14 protein-coding genes and 1 pseudogene are annotated in these 13,464 nt (G+C 64.0%); 6 read left to right on the top strand and 9 right to left on the bottom strand.

All coding sequences use genetic code 11. The features are described 5' to 3' along the window. Window positions 1–128: 128 nt before the first annotated feature. Window positions 129–1,709 (bottom strand): hypothetical protein, encoded by a 1,581-nt coding sequence (locus ACVWZA_RS10905; protein ID WP_457311224.1) that lies wholly within the window; start codon window positions 1,707–1,709, stop codon window positions 129–131. Window positions 1,710–1,766: 57 nt separating this feature from the next. Continuing rightward, entirely contained in the window at window positions 1,767–3,938 is a 2,172-nt protein-coding gene (locus ACVWZA_RS10900) for a primosomal protein N' (RefSeq protein ID WP_457311223.1), read from the bottom strand. Window positions 3,939–4,007: 69 nt separating this feature from the next. Here ACVWZA_RS10900 and ACVWZA_RS10895 point away from each other — a divergent pair, with 69 nt between their 5' ends. The 3 genes from ACVWZA_RS10895 to ACVWZA_RS10885 all read left to right on the top strand — a co-directional run bounded on the left by ACVWZA_RS10895 (window position 4,008) and on the right by ACVWZA_RS10885 (window position 6,035). Beyond that, a complete protein-coding gene (locus tag ACVWZA_RS10895; protein WP_457311222.1) occupies window positions 4,008–4,499 on the top strand; it encodes a hypothetical protein in 492 nt (163 codons plus the stop codon). Window positions 4,500–4,576: 77 nt separating this feature from the next. Beyond that, window positions 4,577–5,461, top strand: coding sequence for a tyrosine recombinase XerC (locus tag ACVWZA_RS10890; protein WP_457311221.1), 885 nt, complete (start codon window positions 4,577–4,579; stop codon window positions 5,459–5,461). A 49-nt stretch (window positions 5,462–5,510) separates the two neighbouring features. After that, window positions 5,511–6,035: a GAF domain-containing protein gene (locus ACVWZA_RS10885; RefSeq protein WP_457311220.1), complete on the top strand. Its 525-nt coding sequence runs from the start codon at window positions 5,511–5,513 to the stop codon at window positions 6,033–6,035. A 6-nt stretch (window positions 6,036–6,041) separates the two neighbouring features. Here the strand turns inward: ACVWZA_RS10885 and ACVWZA_RS10880 are convergent, their stop codons facing one another. The 3 genes from ACVWZA_RS10880 to ACVWZA_RS10870 form a co-directional block, all read right to left on the bottom strand. Then, on the bottom strand, window positions 6,042–6,641 hold the full coding sequence (locus ACVWZA_RS10880) for a DedA family protein (protein ID WP_457311219.1): 600 nt from the start codon (window positions 6,639–6,641) through the stop codon (window positions 6,042–6,044). 67 nt (window positions 6,642–6,708) lie between these two features. Further along, on the bottom strand, window positions 6,709–7,665 hold the full coding sequence (gene gshB / locus ACVWZA_RS10875; RefSeq protein ID WP_457311218.1) for a glutathione synthase: 957 nt from the start codon (window positions 7,663–7,665) through the stop codon (window positions 6,709–6,711). A gap of 97 nt (window positions 7,666–7,762) precedes the next feature. Beyond that, complete coding sequence (locus ACVWZA_RS10870; RefSeq protein ID WP_457311217.1) at window positions 7,763–8,140, bottom strand: YraN family protein; 378 nt, start codon at window positions 8,138–8,140, stop codon at window positions 7,763–7,765. Window positions 8,141–8,218: 78 nt separating this feature from the next. On the opposite strand from ACVWZA_RS10870, the gene ACVWZA_RS10865 reads away from it, so the two are divergent. Continuing rightward, complete coding sequence (locus tag ACVWZA_RS10865; protein WP_457311216.1) at window positions 8,219–8,647, top strand: hypothetical protein; 429 nt, start codon at window positions 8,219–8,221, stop codon at window positions 8,645–8,647. Window positions 8,648–8,687: 40 nt separating this feature from the next. Here ACVWZA_RS10865 and ACVWZA_RS10860 read toward each other — a convergent pair. Continuing rightward, window positions 8,688–8,866 (bottom strand): annotated as a pseudogene (locus tag ACVWZA_RS10860) (YraN family protein); the annotation flags it as partial. Between the two features lie 47 nt (window positions 8,867–8,913). After that, complete coding sequence (rsmI, locus tag ACVWZA_RS10855) at window positions 8,914–9,747, bottom strand: 16S rRNA (cytidine(1402)-2'-O)-methyltransferase (RefSeq protein ID WP_457311215.1); 834 nt, start codon at window positions 9,745–9,747, stop codon at window positions 8,914–8,916. Window positions 9,748–9,758: 11 nt separating this feature from the next. Here rsmI and ACVWZA_RS10850 point away from each other — a divergent pair, with 11 nt between their 5' ends. Continuing rightward, the gene (locus tag ACVWZA_RS10850; RefSeq protein ID WP_457311214.1) at window positions 9,759–10,955 is read left to right on the top strand and encodes a penicillin-binding protein activator; all 1,197 of its coding nucleotides are present in this window, start codon (window positions 9,759–9,761) and stop codon (window positions 10,953–10,955) included. A gap of 167 nt (window positions 10,956–11,122) precedes the next feature. On the opposite strand, the gene hemW is transcribed toward ACVWZA_RS10850, so the two are convergent. Next, complete coding sequence (hemW, locus tag ACVWZA_RS10845) at window positions 11,123–12,313, bottom strand: radical SAM family heme chaperone HemW (RefSeq protein ID WP_457311213.1); 1,191 nt, start codon at window positions 12,311–12,313, stop codon at window positions 11,123–11,125. 39 nt (window positions 12,314–12,352) lie between these two features. Between hemW and ACVWZA_RS10840 the strand changes: the two genes are divergently transcribed. Continuing rightward, window positions 12,353–12,895 carry a CAP domain-containing protein gene (locus ACVWZA_RS10840; protein WP_457311212.1) on the top strand — a complete coding sequence of 181 codons (543 nt, stop codon included), beginning with the start codon at window positions 12,353–12,355 and terminating at the stop codon, window positions 12,893–12,895. Between the two features lie 151 nt (window positions 12,896–13,046). On the opposite strand, the gene ACVWZA_RS10835 is transcribed toward ACVWZA_RS10840, so the two are convergent. Next, entirely contained in the window at window positions 13,047–13,442 is a 396-nt protein-coding gene (locus tag ACVWZA_RS10835; RefSeq protein WP_457311211.1) for a VOC family protein, read from the bottom strand. Window positions 13,443–13,464 lie beyond the last annotated feature (22 nt).

The raw sequence follows: 13,464 nt of genomic DNA, 5'->3' as shown, positions 1-13,464 counted from the left end.
GCCGTTCCGGATTAAAAGGTCTATTATTTCTTTCAGGAAATCCTGAAAGCTTCAAGCATGCGATCCTGGCTCCTTGGCGTCAACGAGCCGCAAATGCCGGTCCGCGGCTCGGTTCAGCCAGCCATCGACTAGCCCTTTGGGTCTTTCCCCTTCGGATCCTTGCTACCCTTCCCTTCCTTGGCTTCTCTTTCGGCCTTTTCCTGCTCAGCAGTCAAAACCGTCAGCCCGGCGGTTGCCCCACCCGTGTCGATGGCAGCGAGAATCTTGGTCGCCAGTTCACCGATCGGTCCCCCGTGCGGATTATAAGCGGCCGGTTTTAGCGCGATCTTGGCGTCCTGCACCTTGTCCTGTTCGAGAAGTAACTTGGCGGCGGTTATGCGCAAGCCCAGGTCGAAAGGGGCGAGTTGATAGGCATAAAGCAAGCCGGCACCCGCATTTGCCGTTGGCTTCTGTTTTGCGCTGATGAAACTCCGATAGAAAAGAATCAGCGGCTGTGGGTCATCCGGATCGATCTTGTTGGCAGCGAGATACAATTTCCTGATCGTCTGCCACTGCTTGGCGTCAGTCGAACCGGCCTTGGTCGCGATTTCGGTCAGTGCGAGCCCTTTGTAGAGTAATGCGTGGATAGATTGTGGATCGACGGCCAACGCCCGATCGCATGCTGCGATCGCTTCGGCGGGGTTTCCCGCATCCAACTCTGCTTCTGCGAGTACGTTCTGAGCGGCAGCGTCCGCCGGATATGCTCCGGTCGATTTTCTGGCGAGGCCGAGCACGACTTTTGCACCGGCCGTGTCGACACCGCGCTGCGATCTGATCCAGGCAGGAATCGTCGCGACCTCGCCGGGCGTCAACGCACGGACCTTTACCTCACCAATCTTCAACTGCTCAGCGGTCAGCGTGGCGGAAGGCAGGGAAGGCCGCTTCAAATAGGAATTGAGTTTCAGGTCTAGGTTCGACGGACTGCCCAACATCCCGCTGACTTCCTCAGGCGATTTTCCGTCATTGATCGCTGCGATATAGTCAGCGAGTGCCTTCCTCCGATTATCATCAAAGGTCATATAATGCGTCAGCAGCCAGGCGCGCGCATAGATTACACCGCGTTCCTCGTCGGACATCTTGCCGGGGTCGGGGCGCAGCATCTTGCTGGCTGGCATGGAGTTGGCCCGATCCACACCATAGGCCCGGTATAATGGCACCGCGCCGAACACGACGCTACCGTCGGGCTTGAACCGCGCAGTCGCGTGAAACTCCGCGAAGCCCTCGATGAACCAAAATGGAAATGCCGCCTGTCCCCAATTTGCGAACATGAAGTGATGGCTATATTCGTGCAGAAAAATGGACTGCGCATCGAGCGCGTAGATCGAATCCCCGTCCCCGCGCTGAGGCACGAAGGCGACCGATCCGCTCGCTCTGGGATCATAAAATCCGGCGATATTACGTCCTCCCTTGCCGAACAGGTCGCGCACCGCAGCGACATCCTTGACCACATACACAGTCACGCGACTGGATGGGCTCACCGCTCTATCGGGTACGCCGCGCAGGATGCGCAGAGCTTTGTCGAATTTTTCTAACCTCTGCGTATAGCTCGTCAGACTCTCGTTATTGTCGTCCGAATAGACCAGGAAATGCTTCGAACTCGCTACGTACCAATCCGCGTGTGCGACTGAAGGAATAAACAAGGCGGCAGTCAGCAACAGATTACGAAACATCGATAATCCCCTATTTTCTGGAAGGCTAGCGCCACGACTAGTCCGGCGCAAGCGCCGCTATACGAAGCTGTAAGGATCGATATCGACCGTTACGCGCACCTTGCTTGGCCAGTCGAGCTTTCCCAGCCAGCCGCGGATCACGTCCTGCACGTCGAGCGCGCGGCGGGCATGGACCAGGAGCCGCTGCCGATGCCGTCCGCGCAGCATGGCGAGCGGGGCGGGGGCGGGGCCATAGACTTCCATTCCCTCGATCTTGGGCGCGGTGCGGCCGATGAGCATGGCGATCTCGTGCGCTGCCGCCTTGTCCTCGCTCGACACGACGATGCCGGCGAAGCGCCCGAACGGTGGCGCGCCGGCCTCGCGGCGGGATTCGGTCTCCGCTTCGTAGAATGCCTCGGCATCGCCGGTGATCAGTGCGCGCATCACCGCCGCGCCGGGGCTGTGCGTCTGGATATAGACATGGCCCGGTTTTGCGCCGCGACCGGCGCGGCCCGACACCTGCATGATCTGCTGGAAGGTCCGTTCCGCCGCGCGCAGATCGCCGCCATTGAGGCCGAGATCGGCATCGATCACCCCGACCAGTGTCAGGTTGGGGAAGTGATAGCCCTTGGTTACCAGCTGGGTGCCGATAACGATATCGATGTCGTGCGCCTCCATGCGGTGGACGAACTCGGCAGCCTTGGCCGGCGACCAGATCGTGTCGGAGGTGACGACCGCGGTCTTCGCGTCGGGGAACAGCGCCGCGACCTCGTCGGCGATGCGTTCGACACCCGGACCGACTGCGACGAGCGTGTCCTCGTTGGCGCATTCGGGACAGGCGCGGGGCACCGGCTCGACATGGCCGCAATGGTGGCAGGCGAGGCGCCGGACCAGACGGTGTTCGACCATCCACGCGGTGCAATTTGGGCATTGGAAGCGGTGCCCGCAGGTCCGGCACAGGGTCAGCGGAGCGAAGCCGCGCCGGTTGAGGAACAGCAAGACCTGTTCACGCCGCTCGAGCGTCTCGTGCATCGCGCGCACCAGGCGCGGCGCGATCCAGCGGCCGCGCTCGGGCGGTTCGGCGATCAGGTCGATCGCCTCGATCGCCGGCATCTCCGCCGCGCCCCAGCGGCCAGGCAGCTTCAATTCGGCATAGCGGCCGAGTGCGACCTGCTGGCGCGTTTCGATCGCCGGCGTGGCGGAGGCGAGGATTACCGGGCATTGCTCGAACAGCCCGCGCATCACCGCCACGTCGCGCGCGTGATAGTGAACGCCCTCTTCCTGCTTGAAGCTCGTCTCGTGCGCTTCGTCGACGACGATCAGGCCGAGATTGGCATAGGGCAGGAACAGCGCCGACCGGGCACCGACCGTGACCAGCGCCTGACCGCTGGAAATCGCGCGCCAGGCGCGGCGCCGCTGCGAACTGCGCAGGCCGGAATGCCAGGCGACCGGTTCGCATCCGAAACGCGCGGTGAAGCGCTGCAGGAACGGTTCAGTCAGCGCGATCTCGGGCAGCAGGACCAAGGTTTGCCGCCCTTCGCGGATCGCGGCGGCGACCGCCTCGAAATAGACCTCGGTCTTGCCGGAGCCAGTGACCCCGTCGAGCAAGGTCGGCTGAAAGGCGCGGGCGCCGACGTTGGCGACCAGCACTTCGGACGCCGCACGCTGGTCGCCCGACAAGGCCGGTTGGCCGAAATCGGGATCGGGCAGCGGATAGGGGCTGTCGATGTCGACTTCGATCGCTTCGATCGCGCCGGTCTTGACCAGCCCGCGGATCACCGCGTCCGAGACATCGGCGGCGATCGCCAGTTCGCGCACCAGCCCCTGACGATCGCCGATCCGCTCCAGCGCCTGTTCACGCTGCGGCGTCATGCGATCGGGCACCAGCCCGGTCGCGCGATATTCGGTGACAGTGCGTGCGCCCTCCAGTGCGGACGAGGAAGGCATTGCCATGCGCACCACCGAAGCGGGTGGCGCGAGATAATAATCGGCGGTCCATTCGACCAGCCGCCGCAACGGATCGGTGAGCGGCGGCACATCGACCACGCCGACCAGATTGCGCAGCCGATTGTCGCCGACCTCGGCATCCGACGGCATCCGCTCCGGCTCCCACACCACGCCGAGCAACTGGCGCGGGCCGAGCGGGGCGACGACGATCGAGCCCGGTTCGACCTTCAGCCCATGCGGGACGCGGTAATCCAGCGGGCCAAGGGCGGAATTGAGCACAAGGACGCGGGCGCGGGACGACATACAGGTGCATATGGCTTTCAAGCGCGCTAGTGGAAAGGGACGACGCTCATTGTTCCTGGAGTTCCGCTCGTGCCGCTGCTCACTCTTCTTCTGCTCGCCCAGGCCGCCGCGGCGCCGCACACCATGCCGATGCCGGTGGAGAAGCCGGAGATCGTCTGCGTTCGCCAGGGCGATCTGCCGCCCGCATTCGCCCAATGGAACAATCCGCCGTCGAAGGATGCCAGGGAATTGACCGTCGGCACACCCTTCATCGCGGTCGCGGTCGATCCGGCGACGATGAAATGGGCCAGCGGCGGGCCATCGACGCGTCCCGGAAAATCGGCGATCGCCTATTTCGCGGTGAAGCAGCCGGCGACCTATAAAGTCGGCCTGAGCAGCGGCGCCCGGATCGATGTCGTGGTGCGCGGCAGGACGCTCCAGTCGATTGCGCACGGCCATGGCCCGATCTGCACCGGTATCCGCAAGATCGTCGATTTCAAGCTCGCCAAGGGACTCTATGCGCTGCAACTCGCAGGGATATCGGGCGAGAGTGTCAAGGTGATGATCGTGCCCGCGAAATAGGCGATACTGGCAGGAACTGCGGCGGCGTCACGGACCATCGCGGAGACGAAAGACGAGCAAACCGGGGATTGCGATAGATGCATACAGCGATTGCTGCCTGGTTCGGTCATCTGGAGCAGAATCGCCGGCGCTCGGCGCACACCGTCCGCGCCTATGTCGCGACGGCGCATCGGCTGGTCGCATTTCTGGCCGGCCATTGGGGCGAAGCCATCTCACCCGAACAACTGGCCAGGATCAGCGCCGCTGATTTGCGCGCCTATCTCGCCTTTCGGCGGGGCGAGGGACTGGGCAATGCCTCGGCCGCGCGCGAATTATCGGCGGTGCGTGGTTTTCTCGCCTTTGTCGGTGGGGAGGGGGCCACGCCGCGCTTGAAGGGGCCGCGCATCAAGAAAGGCATTCCGCGGCCGATCTCGCCCGATGAGGCGGTGTCGCTCGCCGAGGATGTGGCGGAGAATGCCGCCGAGCCGTGGATCGGCGCGCGCGACTGGGCGGTGCTGCTGCTGCTTTATGGCGCGGGCTTGCGCATCGGCGAGGCAGCGGCGCTGACCGGCGCGATCCTGCCGCTCGGCGCGACGCTCAGCGTCACGGGGAAGCGCGCCAAGACCCGTATAGTCCCCTTACTGCCGCAGGTGCGTGAGGCGATCGAGGCTTATGCGACCCTGTGCCCCTGGCCGATCGCGCGCGGCGAGGCGCTGTTTCGCGGCGCGCGCGGTGGGCCGCTCGACCCCGCACTGATCCGCCGCGCGGTACGTGCCGCGCGTGGACGGCTCGGCTTGTCCGACCGCACGACCCCGCACGCGCTGCGCCATAGCTTCGCCACGCACCTGCTCGGGCGCGGTGCCGACCTGCGCTCGCTGCAGGAATTGCTCGGCCATGCCAGCCTCAGTTCGACCCAGATCTACACCGCGGTCGATGCGGCGCATCTGCTCGATGTCTATCGCAACGCGCATCCGCGCGCCTGATAGCCGTCAATCAATTGACTTTATGTCGTTTTGATACAGAAACGATTCTGTGACGACCGGCTTTCCTCTTTCTCCCGATCTTGCTGCCGATGTCGCCGCAGTGCAGCGCATTGAAATCGTCGAGGCGATACTTGCCGATGTCTGCACGATCACCGGCATGGGCTTCGCCGCAGTCGCGCGTGTCACCGACAGCCGCTGGATCGCCTGCCAGGTACGGGACGATATCGGATTCGGCCTCGACGCCGGCGAGGAGCTGGAGGTTCGAACCACGATCTGCGACGAGATCAGGGGAAGCGGCGCCAGCGTCTATATCGATCATGTCCGCGACGAACCCGCATGGCGCACCCATCCCACGCCAGTCATGTACGGGTTCCAGAGCTATATTTCGGTCCCGATCATGCGCGCAGACGGCAGTTTCTTCGGTACCTTATGCGCGATCGACCCTGAGCCGCGGCCGATCAGTCTGATCACAATTGTCGCCGCGATCGAACAGTTCGCGGCGCGCATCGGCCGCGAACTCGACGCGATACCGGGTGGCCGCTCCTCTCCCGGTGCACCGACCGCCGCCGACTGAGGACGATCAGGCGCGCGGTTTCCAAGTCGCGACACGCCACAGATAGAATCCGGCGATCCCCACCATCGTCGCCACCGTGACCGGGCCGACATAATGGTCGAGTTCATGAAAATTGGCGCCGAGATAATAACCCGCACCAGCCAGGATCGTGTTCCAGATCGCGCTGCCCGCCGCCGTCCATATGACGAATCGCCAATGCGGCATGCGCGTCATGCCTGCGGGCAGTGAAATGATCGTACGTCCCGCCGGCATGAAGCGGAACACGAAGATCACCCATTGCCCATGACGCTGAAAAAAGGCGTGCAGCTTTTCGACATCATGCCACTCGAGCGTCAGCCAGCGGCCCCAGCGATCGACAAACGGCCGTAGCCTTTGATAGCCTAGGCGGCGCCCGATCTCGTACCAGAAATAATTGCCGATCACCGTGCCGACGGTGCCCCAAATGATCAGTGGCACCATGTGCATCTGCCCGCGCGCCACCGCCATGCCGCCCAGGCCCATGATCACTTCGGACGGGATCGGCGGAAACACATTCTCCGCCGCCATCAGGAGAAAGATGCCGATATAACCGCCCCACGCGATCATGTTGATGATGATGTCGGTCATTGATCCCGCTTATCAATCGTTCGTCGAGAGGCTCATGACGAACGGCGGTCCGTAAAAGGTCCGCAAGTCAGGCGCGCGCGGCCACCTTGCCCTCGATCGCCGACCAGATCAGCGCGGCGGTATCGGTCCCGTTGAACCGGTCGATCGCGACGATGCCGGTGGGCGAGGTGACGTTGATCTCGGTCAGCCATTTCCCGCCGATCACGTCGATGCCGACGAACAAAAGGCCGCGCTTCTTCAACTCCGGCCCCAGTTCGGCGCAGATCGCCAGTTCGGTGTCGGTCAACTCGGTCTTCACCGCCGACCCGCCAACCGCCAGGTTGGAGCGGATCTCGCCTGCTCCCGGCAAACGGTTGATCGCGCCGGCAATTTCGCCATCGACCAGTACGATGCGTTTGTCGCCCTGCGCCACGTCGGGAAGGAATGCCTGGATCATATGCGGCTCGCGCCAGGTCATGTTGAACACTTCGATCAGCGCGGACAGATTGGCGCCATCCGACCCGACCTTGAAGATCGCCTTGCCGCCATTGCCGTGCAGCGGCTTGACCACGATCTCGCCATGTTTCGCCAGGAATGCGCGCGCTTCGTCGAGCGACCGCGTGACGAGCGTCGGCGGCATGAAGTGCGCATAGTCGAGCACGAAAACCTTTTCCGGCGCGTTGCGCACGCTTGCCGGGTCGTTGACGATCAACGTCTTGTGCGCGATCCGCTCGAGTAGATGCGTCGCGGTGATATACCCCAGGTCGAATGGCGGGTCCTGCCGCATCAGCACCACATCCGCATCATCGCCCAGGTCGAGGGAGATCGCTTCGCCGAATTCGAAATGATTGCCCGCGACGGGCTGCACCGTCACCGGATGCGCCCTCGCCCAGACCCGGCCGTCGGCGTAATTCAGATCCTCGGCGGTATAATGGAACAGCCTGTGCCCGCGAGATTGCCCTGAAAGCATCAACGCGAAGGTCGAATCACCCGCGATATTGATGCTGTCGAGCGGGTCCATCTGGACGGCGACATTCAGGGTCATTCAAACACCTTCCGTTCGCCCCTAGCTTGTCGAAGGGCATGCGCAGGGCTTCGACAAGCTCAGCCCGAACGGCAGATAGGTGTGACGCGGGCAATTGTCACCCGATCCAGGCATTCTCGATATGGCGTGGCCGCGTGCCGGGCGCGATCAGGATGACATCGACGCGGATATCGTCGCCCGGCCCGGCATAACGCGGCATCAACACTTCCGCCGCGGCGGCGACGCGGGCGAGGCGGTGTTCATCGATCGCGAAATCGAGTTCGGCGGCGGTGGCGCGCATTTTCACTTCGACAAAAGCGATGAGGTTGCCGCGTTTTGCCACGATATCGACCTCGCCGGCGGGCGTACGGACGCGGCGGTCAAGGATGCGCCAGCCTTTGAGACGGAGCCACCAAGCCGCCAGTCGTTCGCCACGCCGACCTGCCGCCTCCGCTTTGCGGCGTGTCTCGGGGGTTTTGACGTGGGGTGGTCGCATGACCACAGCTTGCTCGGTTGCCCAATGGTCAGCAAGTGGCGATAGTTTGCGAGCGAGAGCGTCGCGGGGAGATCAGCGTTGAACGAGAAATTTGTAGGGAGCGTTCTTGCCATACCCACCAACGGGGGCGCCGTTCTTGCCAAGGTCATTTTTGCATCAAGTTATTTTGCCGACGTTGTCGCGATCAAACTCTATCCCGGGGCAATCGCCAATTCTGGGTCGATGGTCGGAGACACAGAAAGCCGGCCGTTCGAAGTCTATTTTACAAGCGGAAGTGCGCTACGATCCAAGCGATGGAAGGTGCTCGGCCAAGTCGAGATAACCGATGGCGAACGGAAATTGACCAAACGAACTGCGGGCGGCGAGGTATGGATTGAGGACAAGCATTTGGGAATTGCGGACGACAACCAGTTAGCGGAATTACCCAAGATGCTGGTTCATGGTCCAAAGCTTATCGAAAAATATGCCGCCCGAACAATAGAGTTTGGCTATCCACCGAATCGTTAATCACCGCAATCCGCCCTTTCAGCTGTTCGAGAAAGCGGGGTCTAATTCTCCCCTTCGCTAAGGCGATGAGGTTGCCGCGTCGTGCGACCAAGTCGACTTCACCGGCGGGAGTGCGGACGCGGCGGCAAGGATGCATCAGCCTTTGAGACGGAGCCACCAGCCGGCAAGTCGCTCGCCGCGCCGGCCGGCGGCTTCGGCTATGCGGCGGTCGCGACCCAAAGTCAGCCCCTCCCTTTCAAGGGAGGGGCTTAAGGACGAAGCACCGTTCACCCTTTCATCTCCAGCGCCCGCGCATAAAGCGCCTTGCGGTCCACGCCGAGCTTCTTCGCCACTTCGCTCACCGCCCTGGCCATCGGCAAGCGTTCGAGCGCCTCGATCAGCGCTGCCTCCGCTTCGTCCTGCGATGCGGGCGCGGCCTCGCCCGGCGGCGCGACGATGATGACGATTTCTCCACGCGGCGGCGAATCGGCATAACGCGCGGCCAGTTCGCCGAGCGTGCCCGTCACCGCTTCCTCGAATCGCTTGGTGATCTCGCGCGTGACTGCCGCTTCGCGTTCGCCCAGCCCTTCCGCGAGCGCCGCGAGCGTCACCGCCAGCCTTGGGCCCGATTCGTACAGCACGAGCGTCGCACGCACCGCCGCCACTTCGGCGATGGCGGTCGCGCGTGCCTGCGCCTTGGGCGGGAGGAATCCGAGATAGAGGAAGCGATCGGTCGGCAATCCCGCGAGGGTCAGCGCCGCGATCGCCGCGCATGGCCCGGGCACCGTCACGACATTATGCCCCGCCGCACGCGCGTCGCGTACCAGTTTGTAACCGGGATCGGAGATCAGCGGCGTGCCCGCGTCGGAGACCAGAGCGACCGCCTCGGTGCCCATGCGCGCGACAAGGCCTGGCCGCACCCCTTCGGCATTATGGTCATGATAGGGTGTCATTGGCCGTTTGACCCCGATATGACGGAGCAGCACCGCCGTCACACGGCTGTCCTCGACCGCGATTACGGCGGCGTTGGCCAGTACATGAGCGGCGCGCGGCGACAAATCGCCGAGATTGCCGATCGGTGTGGCGACGATATAGAGGCCGGGTGTAAGTTCCGTGTTCATTGGGAGTAGTCATGGCAGAGGGTGTATCGGTACCGCAACGGGGCGTTTCGTTCCTGAAGGCGGCAATCGTCGCCGGTGCGCTGATTCTCGGTGGCTGCCAGACGGTTGTCCCGCGTGGCCCCGGCACGGTGAAAGCGCCGCCGACGACGCGGCCAGCGCCCGATTCTCCAGTCATGCCGGACATCCCGGTCGATACCGCCCGCCACCGTGTCGCGCTGCTGGTGCCGTTGACCGGCGGCAATGCCGGGGTCGGACAGAGCCTCGCCAACGCGACTCAACTTGCCCTGCTCGACACCAGGAACGAGAAGGTCCGCATCACCACCTATGACACCTCGGCAGGCGCTGCCGCTGCTGCGCAGCGGGCGATCGCCGACGGTAACAAGCTTATTCTCGGGCCGCTGCTCGGTGAAGATATCCGTGCGATCGCGCCGATCGCGCGCCGCGCCGGCGTGCCGGTCGTCAGTTTCTCCAACGATGCCAGCGCGGCAGGCAATGGCGCCTATCTGATGGGATATGTGCCGGGGCAGTCGATCACGCGCGTGGTCGATTATGCGCGCGGGCAGGGTGTTGAGAGCTTTGCCGGCCTGGTGCCGAACGGCCTGTATGGCGAACGCGCCTCCACGTCCTTCCTGCGCGCGGTCGAGGGCGCGGGCGGGCAGGTCGTCACGTTGCAGACCTATGATCGCGTCGCCGGATCGATCGGTGCGGCGGTCAGCCGCATGGCGCGCAATTCGCCCTATCAGGCGGTGCTGATCGCCGATGGTGGCAATGGCGCGGCCGCCGCCGTGCCGCTGATCCGCAGGGGTGGCGGCGCGGGCGCGCGCGTGCTCGGTACGGAGTTGTGGAATTCCGAAAGCTCGATTGCGAGCAAGACCGCGCTTAATGGTGCCTGGTTCGCCAGCGTGCCGGATAATCTCTACCGCCAATATGCCGCCAAATACCGGGCGCGCTTCGGCGCTGCGCCGTTCCGCCTGTCGAGCCTTGGTTATGACGCGGTGCTGCTGACGGTCAGGATCGCGCGCGACTGGCCGGTCGGCGATAATTTCCCCGAGTCACGGCTGCACGACGCGGGTGGCTTTTCGGGTATCGACGGCGCCTTCCGCTTCGGCCGCGACAATATCGCGGAGCGGGCGCTGGAAGTGCAGGAGATCAGGGGCGGCACGACCGTCGTGGTCTCCGCCGCACCGACCGGGTTTGGCGGGAAGTAGTTCTGCGGTCCTGGGCGACGTGACCCCCTGCCCGTCGCCCCGGCGAAGGCCGAGGACGATAGAGGGTGAGGGACTGGACTCCCATTTCCGTTCGCCCTGAGCTTGTCGGCCCTTCGACAAGCTCAGGGCGAACGGGGAATAGTGGATCAAGCCTGCCCGAAGCAGCTTTAACCTTCGCTTTTCACTACCACCGGCAGAATCGCGTCGAGCAGCAGCATGCCGGCTTCGGTGACGTGCAAATGGTCGCCATCGCGCGTCGCCAGACCCTGTTCCTGCAATTTCGCCACAGCGGGCTCGTCGATCAGGTCGGCGATGCCGCACTGGCCGATCGTGGCAATACGATTCAGATCGACGCCTTCGCGCAGGCGCAGGCCCATCAACAGCGCTTCGGTAGATCGGGTTCGGGGGCCAAGTGCCTCTTCGATCTCGATCCCGTGCTGATTGCGTTCGACCGCCGCCATCCAGTTTTCCGGTTTTTTGCGTCGCACCGTGGCCAGGCCGCCGCGCCGGCCATGCGAGCCGGGGCCGATCCCGGCATAATCCTGATATCGCCAATAGACGAGGTTGTGACGGCTCTCCGCACCGGGCCGCGCATGATTGGAAATCTCATAGGCCGGCAAGCCCGCCGCGCCGGTCATCGCGCGGGTCGCCTCGAACAGATCGGCCGCCGCATCGCCATCGGGAATGACGATCCGTCCCGCTGCCGCCTCGGTCGCAAAGCGCGTGCCGGGCTCGATCGTCAGTTGATAGAGCGACAGATGCTCGGTCCCGAACGACAGCGCGCGCGCCAGTTCGGCTTCCCAATCGGCGAGTGGCTGATCGGGTCGCGCATAGATCAGGTCAAAACTGACTCGCTCGAACGCCGCCTGAGCCGTGGCCAGCGCCGCCAGTCCCTCATCCACGTCATGCGCCCGGCCGAGGAATTTGAGCGCATCATTGTCGAGCGCCTGCAGCCCGAGCGAGACGCGGTTCACGCCGACGCTGGCGATATCGGCGAAACGCGCCGCCTCGACCGATGATGGGTTCGCCTCTAGCGTGATCTCGATACCCTCGGCAAACCCCCAGGCACCCTCCGCCGCGCGCAGGATCGCCGCGACCGTTTCCGGCGGCATCAGTGAGGGAGTCCCGCCGCCGAAAAAGATCGATCCCAATTTCCGGTCTGGTGTCAGCGCCGCCTCATGCGCCAGATCGGCGAGCAGCGCCGCACGCCACGCCGCCTGATCGACACTCTCGCGAACATGGCTATTGAAGTCGCAATAGGGGCATTTCGATACGCAGAACGGCCAATGGACGTAGAGAGCCAGGTCCTGCGCGTTAACGAAGTCCTGCGCGTAGAGGGAAGTTTCGATGGGGTTCATGGTGGCGCGCTTATGGTCGCACGCGAGGAGCTAGGGAAGATGCGAGTTCTGGCGCTGAGTTTGATGCTGCTGACCGGCTGTTCCGCCGGCCCCGAGCGCGTGATCGACGAACGCAGCTTTGCGGGCAACGCGGCGCGGGGCGACGCACTGCTGCGTCAGGCGATGATCGCCGGGCATGACGACGCGCGGGGCAAAGCGGGGTTGGCGCCACTCGCCTGGAACGCGGCGCTTGCCGCCGACGCGCTGCGCTACGCCCGGGAGCTTGCGCGGAGCGGCCGGTTCGAACATTCGACGGAACCGCGCGGGCACACGCCGGAGGGCGAAAACCTGTGGACCGGCACGCGCGGAGCTTATCGCTATGACGAGATGATCGGCCATTGGGTCGCCGAGCAACGTTATTACCGCCGCGGGCCGACCCCGAATTTCTCGACCACCGGCAAATGGCAGGATGTCGGTCATTATACCCAGATCATCTGGGGCCGGACGACCGAGTTCGGTTGTGCGATCGCCAGTAACGACCGCGACGATTATCTCGTGTGCCGCTACACCCCGCCTGGCAACGTCGTCGGCCAATTGCCCTGAGATCTGTTTGGAATTCACGTAAGAGCGAATTTCATGGCGGTTCTGCCCCCCTGCCACCCACAGCATATCCTGAATGGGTGGCCGGGACGGGGGAGTGGGCCGGAACCGACAAATGCGCCTTCGGGCGCATTTTCAAACAGACTCTGAACCCCTATTCCTGCCCGGTGCGATAGGCGCAGAATTTGTTACCGTCAGGGTCGCGGAAATAGGCGCCGTAGAATGCCTGGTCGCCGACCCCGCCGCGCAGGCCGGGGGCACCCTCGTCGCTGCCACCGAGCTCGATCGCCTTGTGGTAGATCGCATCGACCTGGGCCCGGCTATCCGCCGCCAGCGCGACCATCGTGCCGTTACCGGCCGATGCGGTGCCGCCGTCATAGGGCCGGGTCACCGCGAGCATCGGCTTGTCGCGCCCCGCACCGTATAGCGTGAACCCGCGCGCGTCCGGCATGGTCAACAGCCGCTTGCCGCCCATCGCGCTGGCGAGACCGTCGTAAAAGACCAGCGCCCGGTCGAGGTCGTTGGTGCCGAGTGTCGCATAGCCGATCATAAAATCGCTCCCGTGATGGGCG

It is taken from the genome of Sphingomonas sp. UYAg733, from assembly GCF_054057355.1.
The sequence above is the reverse complement of the archived record's forward strand: the minus strand, read 5'-3'. Positions and strand labels throughout refer to the sequence as shown.

What these genes read in the sequence shown, in the direction of transcription:
- ACVWZA_RS10850 (WP_457311214.1), top strand. Translation starts at nt 9,759, where the DNA reads ATGGCAGAGGGTGTATCGGTACCGCAACGGGGCGTTTCGTTCCTGAAG.
- ACVWZA_RS10840 (WP_457311212.1), top strand. Translation starts at nt 12,353, where the DNA reads ATGCGAGTTCTGGCGCTGAGTTTGATGCTGCTGACCGGCTGTTCCGCC.
- hemW (WP_457311213.1), bottom strand. Translation starts at nt 12,313, where the DNA reads ATGAACCCCATCGAAACTTCCCTCTACGCGCAGGACTTCGTTAACGCG.
- ACVWZA_RS10870 (WP_457311217.1), bottom strand. Translation starts at nt 8,140, where the DNA reads ATGCGACCACCCCACGTCAAAACCCCCGAGACACGCCGCAAAGCGGAG.
- ACVWZA_RS10905 (WP_457311224.1), bottom strand. Translation starts at nt 1,709, where the DNA reads ATGTTTCGTAATCTGTTGCTGACTGCCGCCTTGTTTATTCCTTCAGTC.
- ACVWZA_RS10880 (WP_457311219.1), bottom strand. Translation starts at nt 6,641, where the DNA reads ATGACCGACATCATCATCAACATGATCGCGTGGGGCGGTTATATCGGC.
- ACVWZA_RS10890 (WP_457311221.1), top strand. Translation starts at nt 4,577, where the DNA reads ATGCATACAGCGATTGCTGCCTGGTTCGGTCATCTGGAGCAGAATCGC.
- ACVWZA_RS10900 (WP_457311223.1), bottom strand. Translation starts at nt 3,938, where the DNA reads ATGTCGTCCCGCGCCCGCGTCCTTGTGCTCAATTCCGCCCTTGGCCCG.
- gshB (WP_457311218.1), bottom strand. Translation starts at nt 7,665, where the DNA reads ATGACCCTGAATGTCGCCGTCCAGATGGACCCGCTCGACAGCATCAAT.
- ACVWZA_RS10835 (WP_457311211.1), bottom strand. Translation starts at nt 13,442, where the DNA reads ATGATCGGCTATGCGACACTCGGCACCAACGACCTCGACCGGGCGCTG.
- rsmI (WP_457311215.1), bottom strand. Translation starts at nt 9,747, where the DNA reads ATGAACACGGAACTTACACCCGGCCTCTATATCGTCGCCACACCGATC.